A 14,898-nucleotide genomic window follows, 5' to 3' on the forward strand; every position below is an offset into this window, starting at 1 on the left:
GATAACCTAGAGCAGTGACTTACGAGATCGAGATCGGCCGTGGCAAGCGTGGGCGTCGTGCCTACTCCCTGGATGACATAGCAATCGTCCCCAACCGTCGCACCCGCGACCCCAAGGACGTCTCCGTCTCCTGGCAGATCGACGCCTACCAGTTCAGCATGCCTGTCATTGCCGCCCCGATGGATTCGGCCATGTCCCCGCAGACCGCCATCGCGCTCGGCCGCCTGGGCGGCCTGGGGGTGCTGGACCTGGAAGGCCTGTGGACCCGGTACGAGGACCCGCAGTCCGTCCTGGACGAAATCGCCGCCCTGCAGGACGAAATCAACAGCCCCGCAGTCACCGGCCGGATGCAGGAGCTGTACCAGGCGCCCATCCAGCCCGACCTCATTACCTCCCGCCTGGCAGAAATCCGCGAGGCCGGCGTCACCGTGGCCGGATCCCTCACCCCGCAGCGCACCCAGGAGCACTACAAGACCGTCCTGGCCGCCGGCGTCGACATCTTCGTCATCCGGGGGACCACCGTATCCGCCGAGCATGTGTCCAAGAACCATGAACCGCTGAACCTCAAGCAGTTCATCTACGAACTCGACGTCCCCGTCATCGTGGGCGGAGCGGCGGGCTACACCCCCGCGCTACACCTGATGCGCACCGGCGCGGCCGGCGTCCTGGTGGGCTTCGGCGGCGGTGCCACCACCACCACGCGCCGCGCCCTGGGCATCCACTCGCCCATGGCGTCAGCGATTTCCGACGTCGCAGCCGCCCGCCGGGACTACATGGACGAATCCGGTGGCCGCTACGTCCACGTCATTGCCGACGGCGGCATGGGCACCTCGGGTGACATCGTCAAGGCGATTGCGATGGGCGCCGACGCCGTCATGCTGGGCAGTGCCCTGGCCCGGGCAGAGGAAGCGCCGGGCAAGGGCTGGCACTGGGGCCAGGAGGCGCACCACCTGGAGCTGCCGCGCGGGGACCGGGCCAACGTCGGCACCGTGGGCCCGCTGGAGGAGGTCCTCTTCGGACCCGGCCACCACACCAACGGCACGTCCAACCTCATTGGCGCGCTGCGCCGCTCCATGGCAACCACCGGCTATTCGGACCTGAAGGAATTCCAGCGGGTCGACGTCGTCGTATCCCCGTACGAAGGCAACTGACGCGGGCAGGCCGGGAGGCGGACCTCCCGGCCTGCCCAAAGCGCGCCCCAAGCAAGTAGTGTGTGTTTACGACCGGCACTAGAGGCACTGGAGGCGTTCAATGAAGAGTGTTCCTGCAAACGGCGGGGTCCTGGGCCCTGAAGCCAGGGAAGCAGCCATTGAGCGGCTGCGCGCAACCACCGAACCCGGCCAGGAGCTGGACATCCTGATTGTGGGCGGCGGCATCGTTGGCGCCGGGGCAGCACTCGACGCCGTGACCCGCGGGCTCAGCGTTGGCATCGTCGAAGCCAGCGACTGGGCCGCCGGTACATCCTCCCGGTCCTCCAAACTCATCCACGGCGGCCTGCGCTACCTGGAAATGCTGGACTTCGCCCTGGTCAAGGAGGCCCTGCAGGAACGCGGTCTGCTGCTCTCCGAGATCGCCCCGCACCTGGCCCGTCCCGTGCCCTTCCTCTACCCCCTGACCAAGCCCTTCATCGAGCGTCCCTACGTGGGTGCCGGCATCGCGCTTTACGACGCGATGTCCGTCTCCAGCGGCCACAGCCGCGGCGTGCCGTTCCACAAGCACCTCAGCAAACGGGGGACCCTCCGGGCCGCTCCCAGCCTGAAGAATGACGCCTTCGTAGGATCCATCCGGTACTACGACGGGCAGGTGGACGACGCCAAGTACGTGGCCAACCTGGTCCGAACCGCGGCCTACTACGGGGCCCATGCCGTGAACCAGATGGCCGTGGTGGATTTCCTTCGCGAGGGGGAGCGCGTGGTGGGCGCCAAGGTGGTCAACCGCGAGGACGGGACGGAGTTCAGGATCCGTGCCAAGCAGGTCATCAACGCCACCGGCGTGTGGACCGACGAAACGCAGGCCATGGTGACGGACCGCGGCCAGTTGAAGGTCCGGGCGTCCAAAGGCATCCACTTGGTGGTGCCGCGGGACCGTTTCCAGTCCACGGTGGGGCTGATCCTGCGCACCGAAAAGTCGGTCCTGTTCGTCATCCCGTGGGGCAGGCACTGGATCATCGGCACCACGGACACGGACTGGCACCTGGACAAGGCGCATCCGGCTGCGTCCAGCAAGGACATCGACTACATCCTCGAACATGTCAACCGCGTCCTGAAGCGTCCGCTCACCAGGGAGGACGTGGAAGGGGTCTATGCCGGGCTGCGGCCCCTGCTCGCCGGTGAAAACGACTCCACCGCCAAACTGTCCCGCGAACACGTGGTGGCGCACCCCGTGCCCGGCCTGGTGGTAGTTGCCGGCGGGAAGTGGACCACGTACCGCGTGATGGCCAAGGACGCCGTTGACGAGGCCACCCGCACCATGGATGAGCGTGTCCCGCCGAGCTGCACCGAAACCATCCCGCTGCTTGGGGCCAGCGGTTTCCGGGCAGCCTGGAACCGCCGGAACCGCACAGCGGAGGAATCCGGGGTCCATGTGGCGCGGATCGAGCACCTGCTCAACCGGTACGGCTCCATGACTCCTGAGGTCCTCGCCATCATCGAGGAGAACCCGGAGCTGGCCGAGCCGATCCCGGGAGCGGACGATTACCTCCAGGCGGAGGCCGTGTACGCCGCCACGCACGAAGGTGCCCGCCACGTACAGGACGTCCTGACCCGCCGGACCCGGATCTCCATTGAGGCTTGGGACCGTGGCGTGTCTGCTGCTCCCGTAGTCGCTAAACTGATGGGTGACGTCCTTGGCTGGAGTGACGCGCAGCGCGAAAACGAAGTCCGGCACTACCTTGCCCGCGTGGAGGCTGAACGCCTCAGCCAGCAACAGCCGGACGACGAATCCGCAGACGCCGCCCGCCTGGGCGCGGAAGACATCGTGCCCTTGCGCTGAGGGGCGCCCGCCCCACTGCCGACTGAAGGGATACGCCTTGGTGGAACCACTGGACCCGTATGACGCCCACCTGACCACCGCCGAGATGGTGATCCTCGAAATGGAGGCGAAGGACAAGACCGACGCCACCAACCAATTGGCGGAGCGGCTGTACGCGGCGGGGCGCATATCGGACCTTGAGGGGTTCCTGAAGAACGTCAATGCCCGGGAGCACCAGCTGGCCACGGGGCTCCCGGGTGGGATCGGACTGCCGCATGCGCGCAGCGAGTTCGTCTCCCAAACCTCAATCGCTGTTGGAATCGCCAAGTACGGCCACGCCCTGGACTTCGGAGCGGCCGATGGCCCCGCCACGGTGATCCTGCTGATCGCCACCCCCGCGAGCTCGTTCTCGGACCACCTCGAGGTGCTGGCCACCCTGGCACGGTCACTGTCCAAGGAATCCTTCCGCGAGTCGCTGCGCCGCGCCTACGATGCCGAAGTGATTGCCGAGCTCATCAACTCAAGCCTGGTTTTCTTCGACCACTAGGCACGCTTCCCCAAGGTTCCGCCTGCCGGGCAGGACCTCCCAGCGTTTAGTTGTTCTACAGAAGTACGAAGTACGGTTAAGACGTGTGGAAAACAGCCCTTAAGCCCCGATGGATCGCAGGCTTCATCTTTGCGATCGCCCTCTCCGGGGTCTTTGTGCTGCTGAGCCAGTGGCAGTTTGGGCGCTCCACGCGGCCCGAGGTGCCGGTGAATCCGACCACGGAGCAGGTCCAGCCGCTCACCGCCACCTTGCAGCCGGGGGAGTTCTTCCACGGCAGCGTCGCCGACCAGATGGTTACGGCCCAGGGAACCTACAGCCCCGACAAGCAGGTCCTTGTCCCGGGCCGCCTCCACGATGGTAAGAGCGGCTACTGGGTGGTCTCCGCCTTTGCTGTCAATGGTGCACCCGCCCTGACCGGAGCCGCAGCGTCACCCCAGACCTGGATACCGGTGGCACGCGGGTGGGTAGCCGCACCCGGTGACGCGGCAGCCCCGCCGTCGGGCACCGTGGAACTGACGGGCCGGCTGCTGCCGTCCGAAGCGCCCGTGGCAGGCAAGGCGCCACAGCCGGGCGAGGCTTCCGCGGTATCCGTCGCTGAACTGATCAACTACTGGGAGGTCAGCAGCTTCCCCGGCTTTGTCTCAGCCACAGCCGAAGTAGTGGACGGCGCCGACGTCAGTGCATCAGCCGTGACCGGAAAGCTGCTTCCGCTGGACATCGGCCCACAGCCGCCGGCACAGCACGTCAACTGGCTGAACCTCTTCTACTCCATCGAATGGGTGGTTTTCGCCGGATTCGCCCTCTTCATCTGGTGGCGGCTGGTCAAGGACGACTACCACCGGGACCTCGAAGAAGCCCTCGATGAAGCCGAAGCTTCCGCCACACCCGAACAGCATGAAACGCCCCAGCAGAAGGTACAGCCATGATTGATCCGAAACCGGCCAACCCGTCCACGCAGGCCACCGCTGGCAAGACCGCCGGCAAGAAGCGCCGTTTCGGCGGCACGGAGGCCCAGATCCGCTCGGCCCTGAAGTTCTACAAGGTCATGGCCTACCTCACCGGCACCATGCTGCTTTTGCTGTGCGCCGAACTCATTGCCCGCTACGGCTTTGGGCAGTACCTGTTCGCCGGCGGCACCAATGCCATCACCGGGCAGCCGTTCGGTTTCGGCTTCGCGGACGCCGAACCTCCGGGGGTAATCAACGGCGTCAACGTTTCCGTCACGGTCCTGATCGTCCACGGGTGGATGTACGTGGTGTACCTGATCTCCAACTTCCGGCTCTGGTCGCTGATGCGCTGGCCGTTCCTGAAGCTGGTCCTGCTGGCCCTGGGCGGCGTGGTGCCGTTCCTGTCCTTCATCGTGGAGAAGAAGTTCCACGCCGAGGTCGAAGCGGAACTGGCCGCCCATCCGCAGGCACCGCAGCGGTACTGACGCCCAGCTGCGCCGGTTCTCCCGGACGTCTGCTCCGTCACAGCCCGGCCTCCCAAGGTGCGCCGGTGCAATGGCGCCAAGTAGGCTATTACGGTGACTACTCCCACTGCATCCCAGACTTCCCAGAAGCCGGTGCTGGTAGTTGACTACGGTGCCCAGTACGCGCAGCTGATTGCCCGCCGCGTCAGGGAAGCGAATGTGTATTCGGAAGTGGTTCCGCATACCTACAGCACCGAGCAACTCCTGGCCAAGAATCCCGCCGCCATCATCCTGTCCGGCGGACCTTCCAGCGTCTATGCCGACGGCGCCCCAAGCGTAGGTGCCGACCTTTTCGAAGCAGGCGTCCCCGTCTTTGGTATCTGCTACGGCTTCCAGGCCATGGCCAACGCCCTGGGCGGCAAGGTGGACAAGACCGGGCTGCGGGAGTACGGATCCACCGAAACCACCATCCTGGGCGAGGGCCGCTCCGTACTTGAGGGCATGCCCCAGCACCAGAAGACCTGGATGAGCCACGGCGACTCCGTCCACCGCGCGCCGGAAGGCTTCGAAGTCCTGGCAACGACCGCGGGCGCGGAAGTGGCCGCCTTCGCCAACGAGGAAAAGGGCCTCTTCGGCGTGCAGTGGCACCCGGAGGTCAAGCACTCGGCCTACGGCCAGCAGGTGCTGGAGAACTTCCTGTTCAACTGCGCCAAGATCGAGCCCAACTGGACCACTGGCAACATCCTCGAAGAGCAGGTGGAGCGCATCCGCCAGCAGATTGGGGATGCCCGGGTGATCTGCGGCCTCTCCGGCGGCGTGGATTCCGCCGTCGCCGCCGCCCTTGTCCAGCGCGCGGTCGGCGACCAGCTCACCTGTGTGTTCGTTGACCATGGCCTGCTGCGCGAAGGCGAGGCCGAGCAGGTGGAGCGCGACTTCGTGGCCGCCACCGGCGTCAAGCTGTACGTCGCCAACGAGCAGGAACGCTTCCTCTCGGCCCTGGCCGGAGTCAGCGACCCCGAGACCAAGCGCAAGATCATTGGCCGTGAGTTCATCCGTGCCTTCGAGGAAGCCGAGTTGGCCATCATCGCCGAGGCCGCTGCCCACGGTGAGAAGATCAAGTTCCTGGTCCAGGGCACGCTGTACCCCGACGTCGTCGAATCCGGCGGCGGCGAGGGCGCGGCGAACATCAAGAGCCACCACAACGTGGGCGGACTCCCCGAAGACCTCCAGTTCGAGCTTGTGGAACCCCTGCGTGCCCTGTTCAAGGACGAAGTCCGCGCGGTGGGCGCCCAGCTGGGCCTGCCGCAGGAAATCGTCGGCCGCCAGCCGTTCCCGGGTCCGGGCCTGGGCATCCGGATCGTCGGTGAGGTCACCAAGGAGCGGCTGGACCTGCTGCGCAAGGCAGACGCCATCGCGCGCGCCGAGCTCACTGCCGCGGGCCTGGACAACGAGGTCTGGCAGATGCCAGTCGTGCTGCTGGCCGATGTCCGCAGCGTGGGTGTCATGGGCGACGGGCGCACCTACGGCCACCCCATCGTCCTCCGCCCCGTCTCCTCCGAAGACGCCATGACCGCGGACTGGTCGCGCCTGCCGTATGACCTCCTGGCCCGGATCTCCAACCGGATCACGAACGAGGTGGACGGCGTTAACCGGGTGGTGCTGGACGTGACCAGCAAGCCGCCGGGAACCATCGAGTGGGAATAGCATTCTGAGTGGCCGGCCTCCGCCAGCGGGGGCCGGCCACTGCTTTTCCCCCGTGAAATCCTCACCAATTTCCCTTGCCCCAGTGTTGCGGTCTCTCAAGACCGGCACCGAAGCGGCTACTCTCGAAACTATGCCGGTATGGTCCAGGGCGTCACGTGCAAGCGCAGAAAAGAAGGCAGAAGTGTCAGTTGGTCAAGGCCACCCGGAAGGCTCGGAAGAGCTTCGCAAATGGCTGTCGGGACTCAAACCCGTCACCGGCGCGGACACGATGCTGCGCTTCACCAAGACGCCGGAAGGTTCGATCGACCTCACGTCGGCGCATCCGTCAGGCCTGGCCCAGCTCATGGCCGGGCGCCGCACCCGCTTGTCCACGCTGATCAGGGACCGCCAGCAGTACGTGGTGGCCGCGCGTGCTTCGCGGAACATCCGGTCCAAGATCTTCGAACTCGCCAACGACCGCGGAATCGACGCAGGGTACCTTTCGGCCGGCACCGTGGTGTGGACCTCCGCCGTCGGGGGGAAACCGCAGCGGGTGTCCGCGCCGGTCATGCTCACCGCCATCTCCCTGACTGTCCGCCCCGGGGAGGACGACTTCGAACTCCAGCTGACCGAGCAGGCGCACATCAACCCTGCGCTGGTGCGGCATCTGAAGAACGTCCACGGGATCGTCTTCGACGTCAACGCGGTCACCCGGCTGGCCTACAGCACCGCCCGCTTCGACCCCCAGCCTGTCCTGGACCGGCTGGCAACACTGATCCGGCCCATCCACGGCGCCGAGACCCAGCACAACCTGCTGGTGTCCACTTTCGCGGACCTCTCCGGAAACCTCGACGACCCCTGGATCAACGATTCCAACCCCCTGATCTCCGCGCTGGCAACCGCCGCCGGAGGCGAGGTGGTGGATGTCGAGGAACCCGACCCCTCCCGCTTTCCTCCGCTGGACAGCCGGCACCCCAAGGACGAACTGCTGCTGCTGGACGCGGACAGGGACCAGCAGTACGTCATCGACGCCGCCCGCGCAGGTGACTCACTCGTGGTCAGCACGCCGCCCGGCACCGGACAGACCCAGACCGCCATCAACACGATCGGCGCCCTGGTGGATGCCGGCAAGACCGTTCTGGTGGTGGGCGACCGCCGGGCCAGCCTGAACGAGGTCTCCGGCCAGCTTGAGTCATTGGGGCTCGAGTCCATCCTGTTCCAGTTGTCCGGGAACGTCACCGCGCAGCAGCTGAAGGGCCAGCTGGTCCGGGCCATTGTCCGCAACGAAAAGTCCCTGGAACCGCAGCTGGGGAACCTGCACAGCACACTGACGGAGCACCGGCACGCGCTCATGGACCACGTGGCGTCGCTGCACAACGTCAGGGAGCGGTGGGGCTGCTCACCGTACCAGGCCATGCAGTCGCTGGCGGAGCTCACGTCCATCCACCCTGCCCCGGCCACCACGGTCAGGCTCAAGCGGAGCGTCCTGGACAGTATCCGGGACCGCGAGGAACTGGCGGCCAGGCTGCGGCGGGCCGCGGAACTGGGCAGCTTCAGCAAGGCTGCCACCACCAGCCCGTGGCACGGGGCCAGGCTGCTGACCCGCAAGGAAACCGAGGAAGCCCAGGACCTCGTCCGTTCCGTTGCCAAGAGCCTTCCGATCCTGCGTGAGCGCATGAATGCGGTGGCCGAGCATGCGGAAATCCGGCTCGGCGAATCGTTTGCCGAGTGGGGCGAGCAGTTGGAACTGCTCGTCGCCGTGCGCGGCAGCCTGGACAAATTCACACCGGACATCTTCGACCGGCCGGTGACGGATCTGATCTCCGCCACTGCGTCCTCTGCCTGGCGGCGCGAACGGGGCATCGAGATGACCTCCATGCAACGCTCGCGGCTGCGCCGGGTAGCCAAGGAATACGTCCGCCCCGGCGTCCACATCGCAGACCTGCACACCTCGTTGCTCCTGGTCCAGGAGCAGCGGGCGCTTTGGGCCGGCTACGCCACCACGCAGCGGCACCCCGCCGTTCCGTCCGGCCTTGCCGAGATGAACGCGATGTACCGCGGCCTGGACCGCGAGCTCAGCCAGCTGGGGGAGGCCCTGCGGCACACGGAAGCCGGCGGCTCCCTGGCCACTGCCCCGTACGGGCAGTTGATGGAACGCCTGGAACGCCTGGTGGCCGATACCGACACGCTCAAGACACTGCCCGAACGCACCCTCCTGGTGGAGAACATGCGCGAGCACGGCCTGGGCGAGCTCCTGGCCGACCTCGCCGAGCGGGAAGTGCCGGAAGGATCGGTGGCCGCCGAACTCGAGCTGGCCTGGTGGCAGTCCGCGCTTGAGGCCATGATCAGTGGCGACGACTACCTGGCCATGTCCGACGGCGACGCCCTCCGCCAGCTTGAGGCTGAGTACCGGCTCGCGGACAACGCCCACATTGCCAGCGGAGCGGCGCGCCTGCGCTGGGACCTGGCCGAGCGGTGGCGGACCGCGATCGCGGCGCAGCCCCGCCAGGCCGACCTCCTGCGCAGCCTGCTGAAGGACGGCCGGGTATCGCTGCCCGCATTGACCGCCCAGGCGCCGGACCTCATCGGTACCCTGGTCCCGGTCTGGTCTGTCAGCCCCTACCTCATGACGGGGCTGCTCCCGGCCGAACAGCACTTCGACGCCGTCGTGATCCTCGATGCCGAGGCCACATCGCTGCAGGCGGTCCTGCCGTCCATTGCCCGTGGACGGCAGGTCATCGCGTTCGGGGACGCCCGGATCGCCAGTCCCCGGACCTTCACCGTCGGCGTCGAACGCCTGGCGCCGGGCGAGTCTGCCCACCAGCGGGTGGAGAGCGCCTTCAACGCGCTCTCGGCAGTCCTGCCCGTATGGCGGCTGAACGTGGTGTACCGCGCTGTTGACGAGGACCTGGTCCTGCAACTGAGCAGGGACTTCTACGACGGCGGCCTCCGCCGGCTGCCCGAAGGCCAGTCCGCCACGGGGCTGGACCGGTCCCTCCTGGTGGAATACCTCCCCGACGGCACCGGACTTCCCAGTGCAGACCATGAGGGTGTGGAATCGGTGGTCGCCGAAGTGAACCGGGTGGTGGAGCTGGTCTTCGAACACGCCCGCATGCGCCCCCGGACCTCCTTGGCCGTCGTCACCGCCAGCCTCCGGCACGCTGCCAGGATTGGTGAATCCATCCGGCTCCAGCTCTCCAACCATCCCGGCTTGGCAGGCTTCTTCGGAGCAGGCCCGGAATCCTTCCGTGTGGTGGACCTGGAGCGGGCGCAGGGCCTGGTCCGCGACCACGTGATCTTCTCGCCCGGCTTCGGCCGGACTCCCCACGGCCGGGCGTTGCACAGCTTCGGACCGCTTTCCGCGGAAGGTGGCAGGGAGAAGTTTGCACTGGCCATGACGCGGGCCAGGCGGTCCATGCATGTGCTGACGTGCTTCCGGCCGGAGGACCTGGACCACACCCGCCTGGCACATGGGGCCGTGGACCTCTATGCGCTGCTGAACCGGGAAATCTCCGGCAACACGGACCTCGGCACGCCGGCCTCCCGTGCGGCTGCGAGTGAGCAGGCGCTTGGGGCCGATCCGCTGGTGGCAGACCTGGGGGACCGGCTGCGGGCCCGCGGCGCCAGGGTGTGGCACCAGTACGACGGCGCCATTGACGTTGTTGCCGCGGCAGACCCCCTGAGCACCATGGGCCAGGACGACGCCGACCTTCCCTGGCCGGTTGCGATCGAGTCTGACGGCACCGAGCAGTACCGCACCATGAGCGTGCGGGAACGGAGCAGGCTCCGCCCCCAGTTGCTGGAACGGCTTGGCTGGCGGTACATGCCGCTGTGGACCATCGAGGTGTTCACCGATCCATCGGCCTGCGCCGACCGGATCGCCGGGTACCTCGGCCTGGAGAAAGTGGTGCTCCCGGGCCGGACAACGACATCGGGTGGCTTCCTTGACGACGACGTCGACCAGGCGCTCAATGGTATCGATACGCCCTCCGCGGGTTCCGTGTACCTGCCCAGGCATGGTGCCGGCCAGGACGGTGCAAGTCGCGGCAAGCCAGCCCACGACAGTGCGGCCCGGGACAATGCAGGCCGAGAGGGCGCGGACCGGGGCCTGTCCCGCGAAGACCGTGGCACTGACTCGGGAGGCGCGGGAGACCACGTCCGGACCCGACCGGACAACAGGGAGGCTGGTGCCATGGCAGAGGAAGAGACGTCGCAGGAAGACATGAAGCAGGAAGATAAGTCCCAGGACGGCGCAGCCGCGGAGGCTGCCGACGCGGCCGGCGCCGCGGCCCAAGGCCCTGTCCGGGTGCCTGGCGGAATCCTGCCCACCAAGGCCGCAGAAGACGACGCCCGCAGCTGGGGTGACCGGGACGATGACCACGATGCCTGGCTGAAGGAGCAGAAGCCGCCGCACTGGGGCTGACCGGCTGGCCGGCACCTCCGGCGGCGGCGCCGGCAGCTTACGGTGGTCCGGCCGGGACAAAGAACAACCTGGGCTGGGTGGACGCTTCAGCGGGGTGCCTGGCCGGTGCGGCCGGCGGCCGCGGCGGCAGCTCACGCTGGTCCGACCAGGACAAAGAACAACCTGCCCCGGGTTGACGCTCCCGCAAGACGGGCTGCCTGCTCAGGGTTTGCTGCCACAACAATCAGGCCATCCGTCTCGGTGGTGCCCAGCCACTGTCCGCTTTGCCCGCCCTTGTTCGAGGTCCACAGCACGGGGACGGCTGAGGCCAGCACTTCTGACGGGCCCTGCTGGTCGAATCCATTGGCCGAGGTGAGGACCACATTCACCAACTGGCCCGGCGCGACCAGCTGGATGGACGAGGCGTCGGCCATCCTTAAGGGGACAGCCGCCGAACCCGGCGGGGTCCCGGTCAGGAGCCCGGGACCAAGCAATTGCGCGTCGGTGAGGAGCTGACCCTTGCGCAGCGGCGCCGCCAACTGTTTGCCGGCCACGGTGGCCGTGTCCTGGAGAAAGCCTTCGGCAACCACCCCTGGCGGCACCCGCACGGGCGCCAGGTCCGACGCGGCGAGGGCGGTTCCGGCCGGCAGGTCACGGGCAGCGGCGAGTGCCGCAACGGTGGTCAGAGGGGCCGGGGTCAGCTGTTGGACAGCCAAGGCTGCTGCGGCGCAGAGGAGCAACGCCGCGGCGAGGCGCCTGTTCCGGTTCAGCCACGCGGCGAAGCGGACTGGCAGGCGCCCGTTCCGGGGGCGCGAGCGGCCGGAAGGACGCGGGTTGCCCGTAAGGCGGGAATTGACGCGACGGGCGCGGAACGGATGAGCAGGCATGCGCCCACGCTAGCGCCGGGCGAAATAGGCGCGACAGGTCGAACACCGGCTATGTGGACAATACTCCGTGTCAGGGCCGGGCACGGCTCACAGCACGATGCCGCCAATGCAAAACGCCGCCATGCAAAACGTCGCCCGCGCAATGGCGCGGGCGGCCAGCCAGGAGTGGGGGCTGCCATTGGTCCGCGAGGCAACTGGGGGCGAGGCAAGTGGGCCGGGCAAGCAACCGGTGGGGAAATAAACGGTGCCGAAAAGAACTGCTCACGAAACGAGGGCGGCCCGGCGCTCGACCGCGCCTGGCCGCCGTCGGTATGGCGGAGTGGGCTAGCTTGCTGCAGCCGCCGGGGCAGGGGCGGGGGTTGCAGCCGGAGCCGCCGGGGCCGCCGCAGGGGCGGGGGAGACGGAACTCCCCTTCGAGTCGCGGGAGTCGGTGCGGTAGAAGCCCGAGCCCTTGAAGACGACGCCAACGCTGTTGAACTTCTTGCGCAGTGTCCCGCTGCATTCAGGGCATGAAGTCAGGCTGCTGTCCGAGAACGACTGGACGATGTCGAAGGCGTGGCCGCAATCCTTGCAGGCGTAAGCATATGTTGGCACTGGTGCTCCTCCTCTTGGGCAAACGAGAGGTCCCGTGCTGCCTCTTGGTGAACCATTAGCAGTCGCAGGGCCTGAGTGCCAATTCTAGCATCCTCCGTGTCCGGGAGGGTCCTGGGCCGGACGCGGCTCAGGAGCTCTCGTTCAAGCGGCGGAGCCCGGACGGGAGGAGGACTGCCGGGACCGGCCGGTCAAATTCTTCCGCGGGAATCCTGCCCGCAGGCAGCAGTTCCTCGTCGTAGATCACGGCGGTCAGCGGAATGTCCTTCCCTGCCGTGGCGAGGTGCCCCAGGAATTTGTCGTAGTAGCCGCCGCCCTGGCCGATCCTGTTGCCTGCGAGGTCCACTGCCGTCGCCGGAATGAAGAGCGCCTTGGCCTCGCCGGCCACGTCAGGCCCATACCGGGGGCCGTCCGGTTCCAGGATGGGCGCGTACTTGCTGCGTGAGTAGCCCACTTCCGGCGTCCAGAACACCCAGCTCAGTTCCCGGCCCGGTTCGCACACCGGAAGGAGGACCTTGTGGCCGCTGCGGTGCAGGGCGGCGATCAACGGCAGGGTGGGAGGCTCCTTGCCCACGCCGAGGTAGACGCACACGGTTGCGGGACGCCCGCCGGTCACAGACCCTGCCCATGCTTCGCCGTGCAGTGCCAGCCCCGCGCCCGCGGACTCGAGTTGCCCCGGGGTTAAGGTGGCCCGGCGCCGCCTGTGTGCGGCACGGATGCCGTCCTTGATGGTGTTCGACTCCTGAAGCATGGTGTCCTTCCTGCTGTGCCCGCCGCTCTTACGGCTTCCGGCGCGCTGCCGCGGGCCTGCCAGGGCTTTTGATGGTTACGGAAATACTTGACGCTGACGTTAGATTAGTCCGGTGACTACCAGTAACCCGAGGGTCCGCAAAGCCGTCATCCCTGCAGCCGGCCTGGGTACCCGGTTCCTGCCCGCCACCAAGGCCATGCCGAAGGAAATGCTTCCTGTCGTTGACAAGCCTGCCATCCAGTATGTGGTGGAGGAAGCCGTCAACGTTGGCCTCAACGACGTCCTGATGATTACAGGCCGCAACAAACGCGCGCTCGAAGACCATTTTGACCGTGTGCCGTCGCTTGAATCGATGCTGGCGGAGAAGGGTGACACCGCGAAGCTGGAAGCCATCCAGGCCGCCAGCAAGCTGGGCGATATCCACTATGTCCGGCAGGGTGACCCCCTGGGCCTGGGCCACGCCGTCCTCAGGGCCAAGCAGCACGTGGGGGAGGAGGCCTTCGCCGTCCTGCTCGGTGACGACCTCATCGACCCCCGGGACGAACTCCTCAGCACGATGATCGATGTCCAGGCCAGGACCGGAGGTTCCGTCGTCGCACTGATCGAAGTGGAACCTTCGCAGATCAGCGCCTACGGCTGCGCGGACATTGAGGAGTTCGACGGCGAAGGCTACGTCCGCGTGAACCGGCTGGTGGAGAAGCCCTCCCCGGAGGAAGCGCCGTCCAACCTGGCCCTGATCGGACGTTATGTGCTGCACCCCGCTGTCTTCAATGTCCTCGAAAAAACGGAACCGGGACGCGGCGGCGAAATCCAGCTCACTGATGCCTTGCAGGAACTGGCGTCCGGCGAGGGGGAGGGCTACGGGGTCTACGGCGTGGTGTTCCGCGGCCGCCGCTACGACACCGGCGACAAGCTTAGCTACCTCCAGGCCTGCATCCAGCTTGCCGTCGACAGCGATGACCTGGGCCCGGGCCTTCGTGAATGGCTGCCCGGCTTCGCTGCCGGCCTGTCCGGATAACGCCGTGCGCGCTGGCCCCATCTGGCCCGTTACGCTGGAATGCGGCGACCTCGTGCTGCGGCCCATCAGGTACCGGGACAAGAAGGAGTGGACCGAGGTGCGGTCCCGCAACAGCGAGTGGCTCGCGCCCTGGGAGGCCTCCAATCCCGAGCCGGGCGGCGGGCTGCCGGACTACCGGCACATGGTCCGCTCGCTCAATGCGCAGGCTGCCCAGGGTACAGCGCTGCCGTTCCTGATCACGGAGTGGACGCCAGGCCACAGGAAGCCGGTCATCGTCGGCCAGTTGACCGTGTCGTCGATTGTCTGGGGCTCGGCGATGATGGCCACCCTGGGCTACTGGGTGGACAAGGCAAGGGCGGGCCGGGGCATAGCCCCCACCTCCGTTGCACTGGTCACCGACCACTGCTTCCGCACCCTTGGCCTGCACCGGATGGAGATCAATATCCGCCCCGAGAACGGACCCAGCCTCCGGGTGGTGGAGAAACTGGGGTTCCGGGACGAGGGGTACCGTCCCCGTTTCCTGCACATCAACGGTGAATGGGCGGACCACCGCTCGTTCGCCCTCACGTCGGAAGAAGTCCCGGAGGGCCTCCTGGCGCCTTGGCTTGCCTCGCGTCCTTCATAAATCCAATGATTTG

General features: G+C 67.1%; 12 protein-coding genes. 9 read left to right on the forward strand and 3 right to left on the reverse strand.

Going from position 1 to position 14,898, the window contains the following annotated elements; translation table 11 throughout:
• The first annotated feature begins 14 nt into the window (after positions 1 to 14).
• From K4G53_RS15550 to K4G53_RS15580, 7 genes are all read left to right on the forward strand, one after another.
• On the forward strand, positions 15 to 1,151 hold the full coding sequence (locus K4G53_RS15550; protein ID WP_221386542.1) for a GuaB3 family IMP dehydrogenase-related protein: 1,137 nt from the start codon (positions 15 to 17) through the stop codon (positions 1,149 to 1,151).
• 100 nt (positions 1,152 to 1,251) lie between these two features.
• Complete coding sequence (locus K4G53_RS15555) at positions 1,252 to 2,991, forward strand: glycerol-3-phosphate dehydrogenase/oxidase (protein WP_221386543.1); 1,740 nt, start codon at positions 1,252 to 1,254, stop codon at positions 2,989 to 2,991.
• A gap of 37 nt (positions 2,992 to 3,028) precedes the next feature.
• The gene (locus K4G53_RS15560; RefSeq protein WP_221386544.1) at positions 3,029 to 3,517 is read left to right on the forward strand and encodes a PTS sugar transporter subunit IIA; all 489 of its coding nucleotides are present in this window, start codon (positions 3,029 to 3,031) and stop codon (positions 3,515 to 3,517) included.
• Between the two features lie 83 nt (positions 3,518 to 3,600).
• Positions 3,601 to 4,443, forward strand: coding sequence for an SURF1 family protein (locus K4G53_RS15565; protein ID WP_221386545.1), 843 nt, complete (start codon positions 3,601 to 3,603; stop codon positions 4,441 to 4,443).
• Positions 4,440 to 4,949 carry a DUF3817 domain-containing protein gene (locus K4G53_RS15570; RefSeq protein WP_221386546.1) on the forward strand — a complete coding sequence of 170 codons (510 nt, stop codon included), beginning with the start codon at positions 4,440 to 4,442 and terminating at the stop codon, positions 4,947 to 4,949. Before K4G53_RS15565 ends, K4G53_RS15570 begins: the two co-directional genes overlap by 4 nt.
• A gap of 93 nt (positions 4,950 to 5,042) precedes the next feature.
• On the forward strand, positions 5,043 to 6,632 hold the full coding sequence (gene guaA / locus K4G53_RS15575) for a glutamine-hydrolyzing GMP synthase (RefSeq protein ID WP_221386547.1): 1,590 nt from the start codon (positions 5,043 to 5,045) through the stop codon (positions 6,630 to 6,632).
• Positions 6,633 to 6,762: 130 nt separating this feature from the next.
• Positions 6,763 to 11,034: a DUF4011 domain-containing protein gene (locus K4G53_RS15580; protein WP_221386548.1), complete on the forward strand. Its 4,272-nt coding sequence runs from the start codon at positions 6,763 to 6,765 to the stop codon at positions 11,032 to 11,034.
• Between the two features lie 131 nt (positions 11,035 to 11,165).
• Here the strand turns inward: K4G53_RS15580 and K4G53_RS15585 are convergent, their stop codons facing one another.
• From K4G53_RS15585 to K4G53_RS15595, 3 genes are all read right to left on the reverse strand, one after another.
• Complete coding sequence (locus K4G53_RS15585) at positions 11,166 to 11,900, reverse strand: Flp pilus assembly protein CpaB (protein ID WP_221386549.1); 735 nt, start codon at positions 11,898 to 11,900, stop codon at positions 11,166 to 11,168.
• 324 nt (positions 11,901 to 12,224) lie between these two features.
• Positions 12,225 to 12,494: an FmdB family zinc ribbon protein gene (locus tag K4G53_RS15590; RefSeq protein ID WP_221386550.1), complete on the reverse strand. Its 270-nt coding sequence runs from the start codon at positions 12,492 to 12,494 to the stop codon at positions 12,225 to 12,227.
• Between the two features lie 127 nt (positions 12,495 to 12,621).
• Entirely contained in the window at positions 12,622 to 13,242 is a 621-nt protein-coding gene (locus K4G53_RS15595; RefSeq protein WP_221386551.1) for a 5-formyltetrahydrofolate cyclo-ligase, read from the reverse strand.
• A gap of 112 nt (positions 13,243 to 13,354) precedes the next feature.
• Here K4G53_RS15595 and galU point away from each other — a divergent pair, with 112 nt between their 5' ends.
• Complete coding sequence (gene galU / locus K4G53_RS15600) at positions 13,355 to 14,260, forward strand: UTP--glucose-1-phosphate uridylyltransferase GalU (RefSeq protein ID WP_221386552.1); 906 nt, start codon at positions 13,355 to 13,357, stop codon at positions 14,258 to 14,260.
• Positions 14,261 to 14,264: 4 nt separating this feature from the next.
• Complete coding sequence (locus tag K4G53_RS15605; RefSeq protein ID WP_221386553.1) at positions 14,265 to 14,885, forward strand: GNAT family N-acetyltransferase; 621 nt, start codon at positions 14,265 to 14,267, stop codon at positions 14,883 to 14,885.
• Positions 14,886 to 14,898 lie beyond the last annotated feature (13 nt).

This window comes from Arthrobacter sp. MAHUQ-56 (assembly GCF_019710585.1).
Classification (GTDB): Bacteria; Actinomycetota; Actinomycetes; order Actinomycetales; family Micrococcaceae; genus Arthrobacter.

Coding starts and splice junctions, on each gene's coding strand:
- K4G53_RS15555 (WP_221386543.1), top strand. CDS start 1,252: ATGAAGAGTGTTCCTGCAAACGGCGGGGTCCTGGGCCCTGAAGCCAGG.
- K4G53_RS15570 (WP_221386546.1), top strand. CDS start 4,440: ATGATTGATCCGAAACCGGCCAACCCGTCCACGCAGGCCACCGCTGGC.
- K4G53_RS15580 (WP_221386548.1), top strand. CDS start 6,763: ATGCCGGTATGGTCCAGGGCGTCACGTGCAAGCGCAGAAAAGAAGGCA.
- K4G53_RS15585 (WP_221386549.1), bottom strand. CDS start 11,900: ATGCCTGCTCATCCGTTCCGCGCCCGTCGCGTCAATTCCCGCCTTACG.
- K4G53_RS15595 (WP_221386551.1), bottom strand. CDS start 13,242: ATGCTTCAGGAGTCGAACACCATCAAGGACGGCATCCGTGCCGCACAC.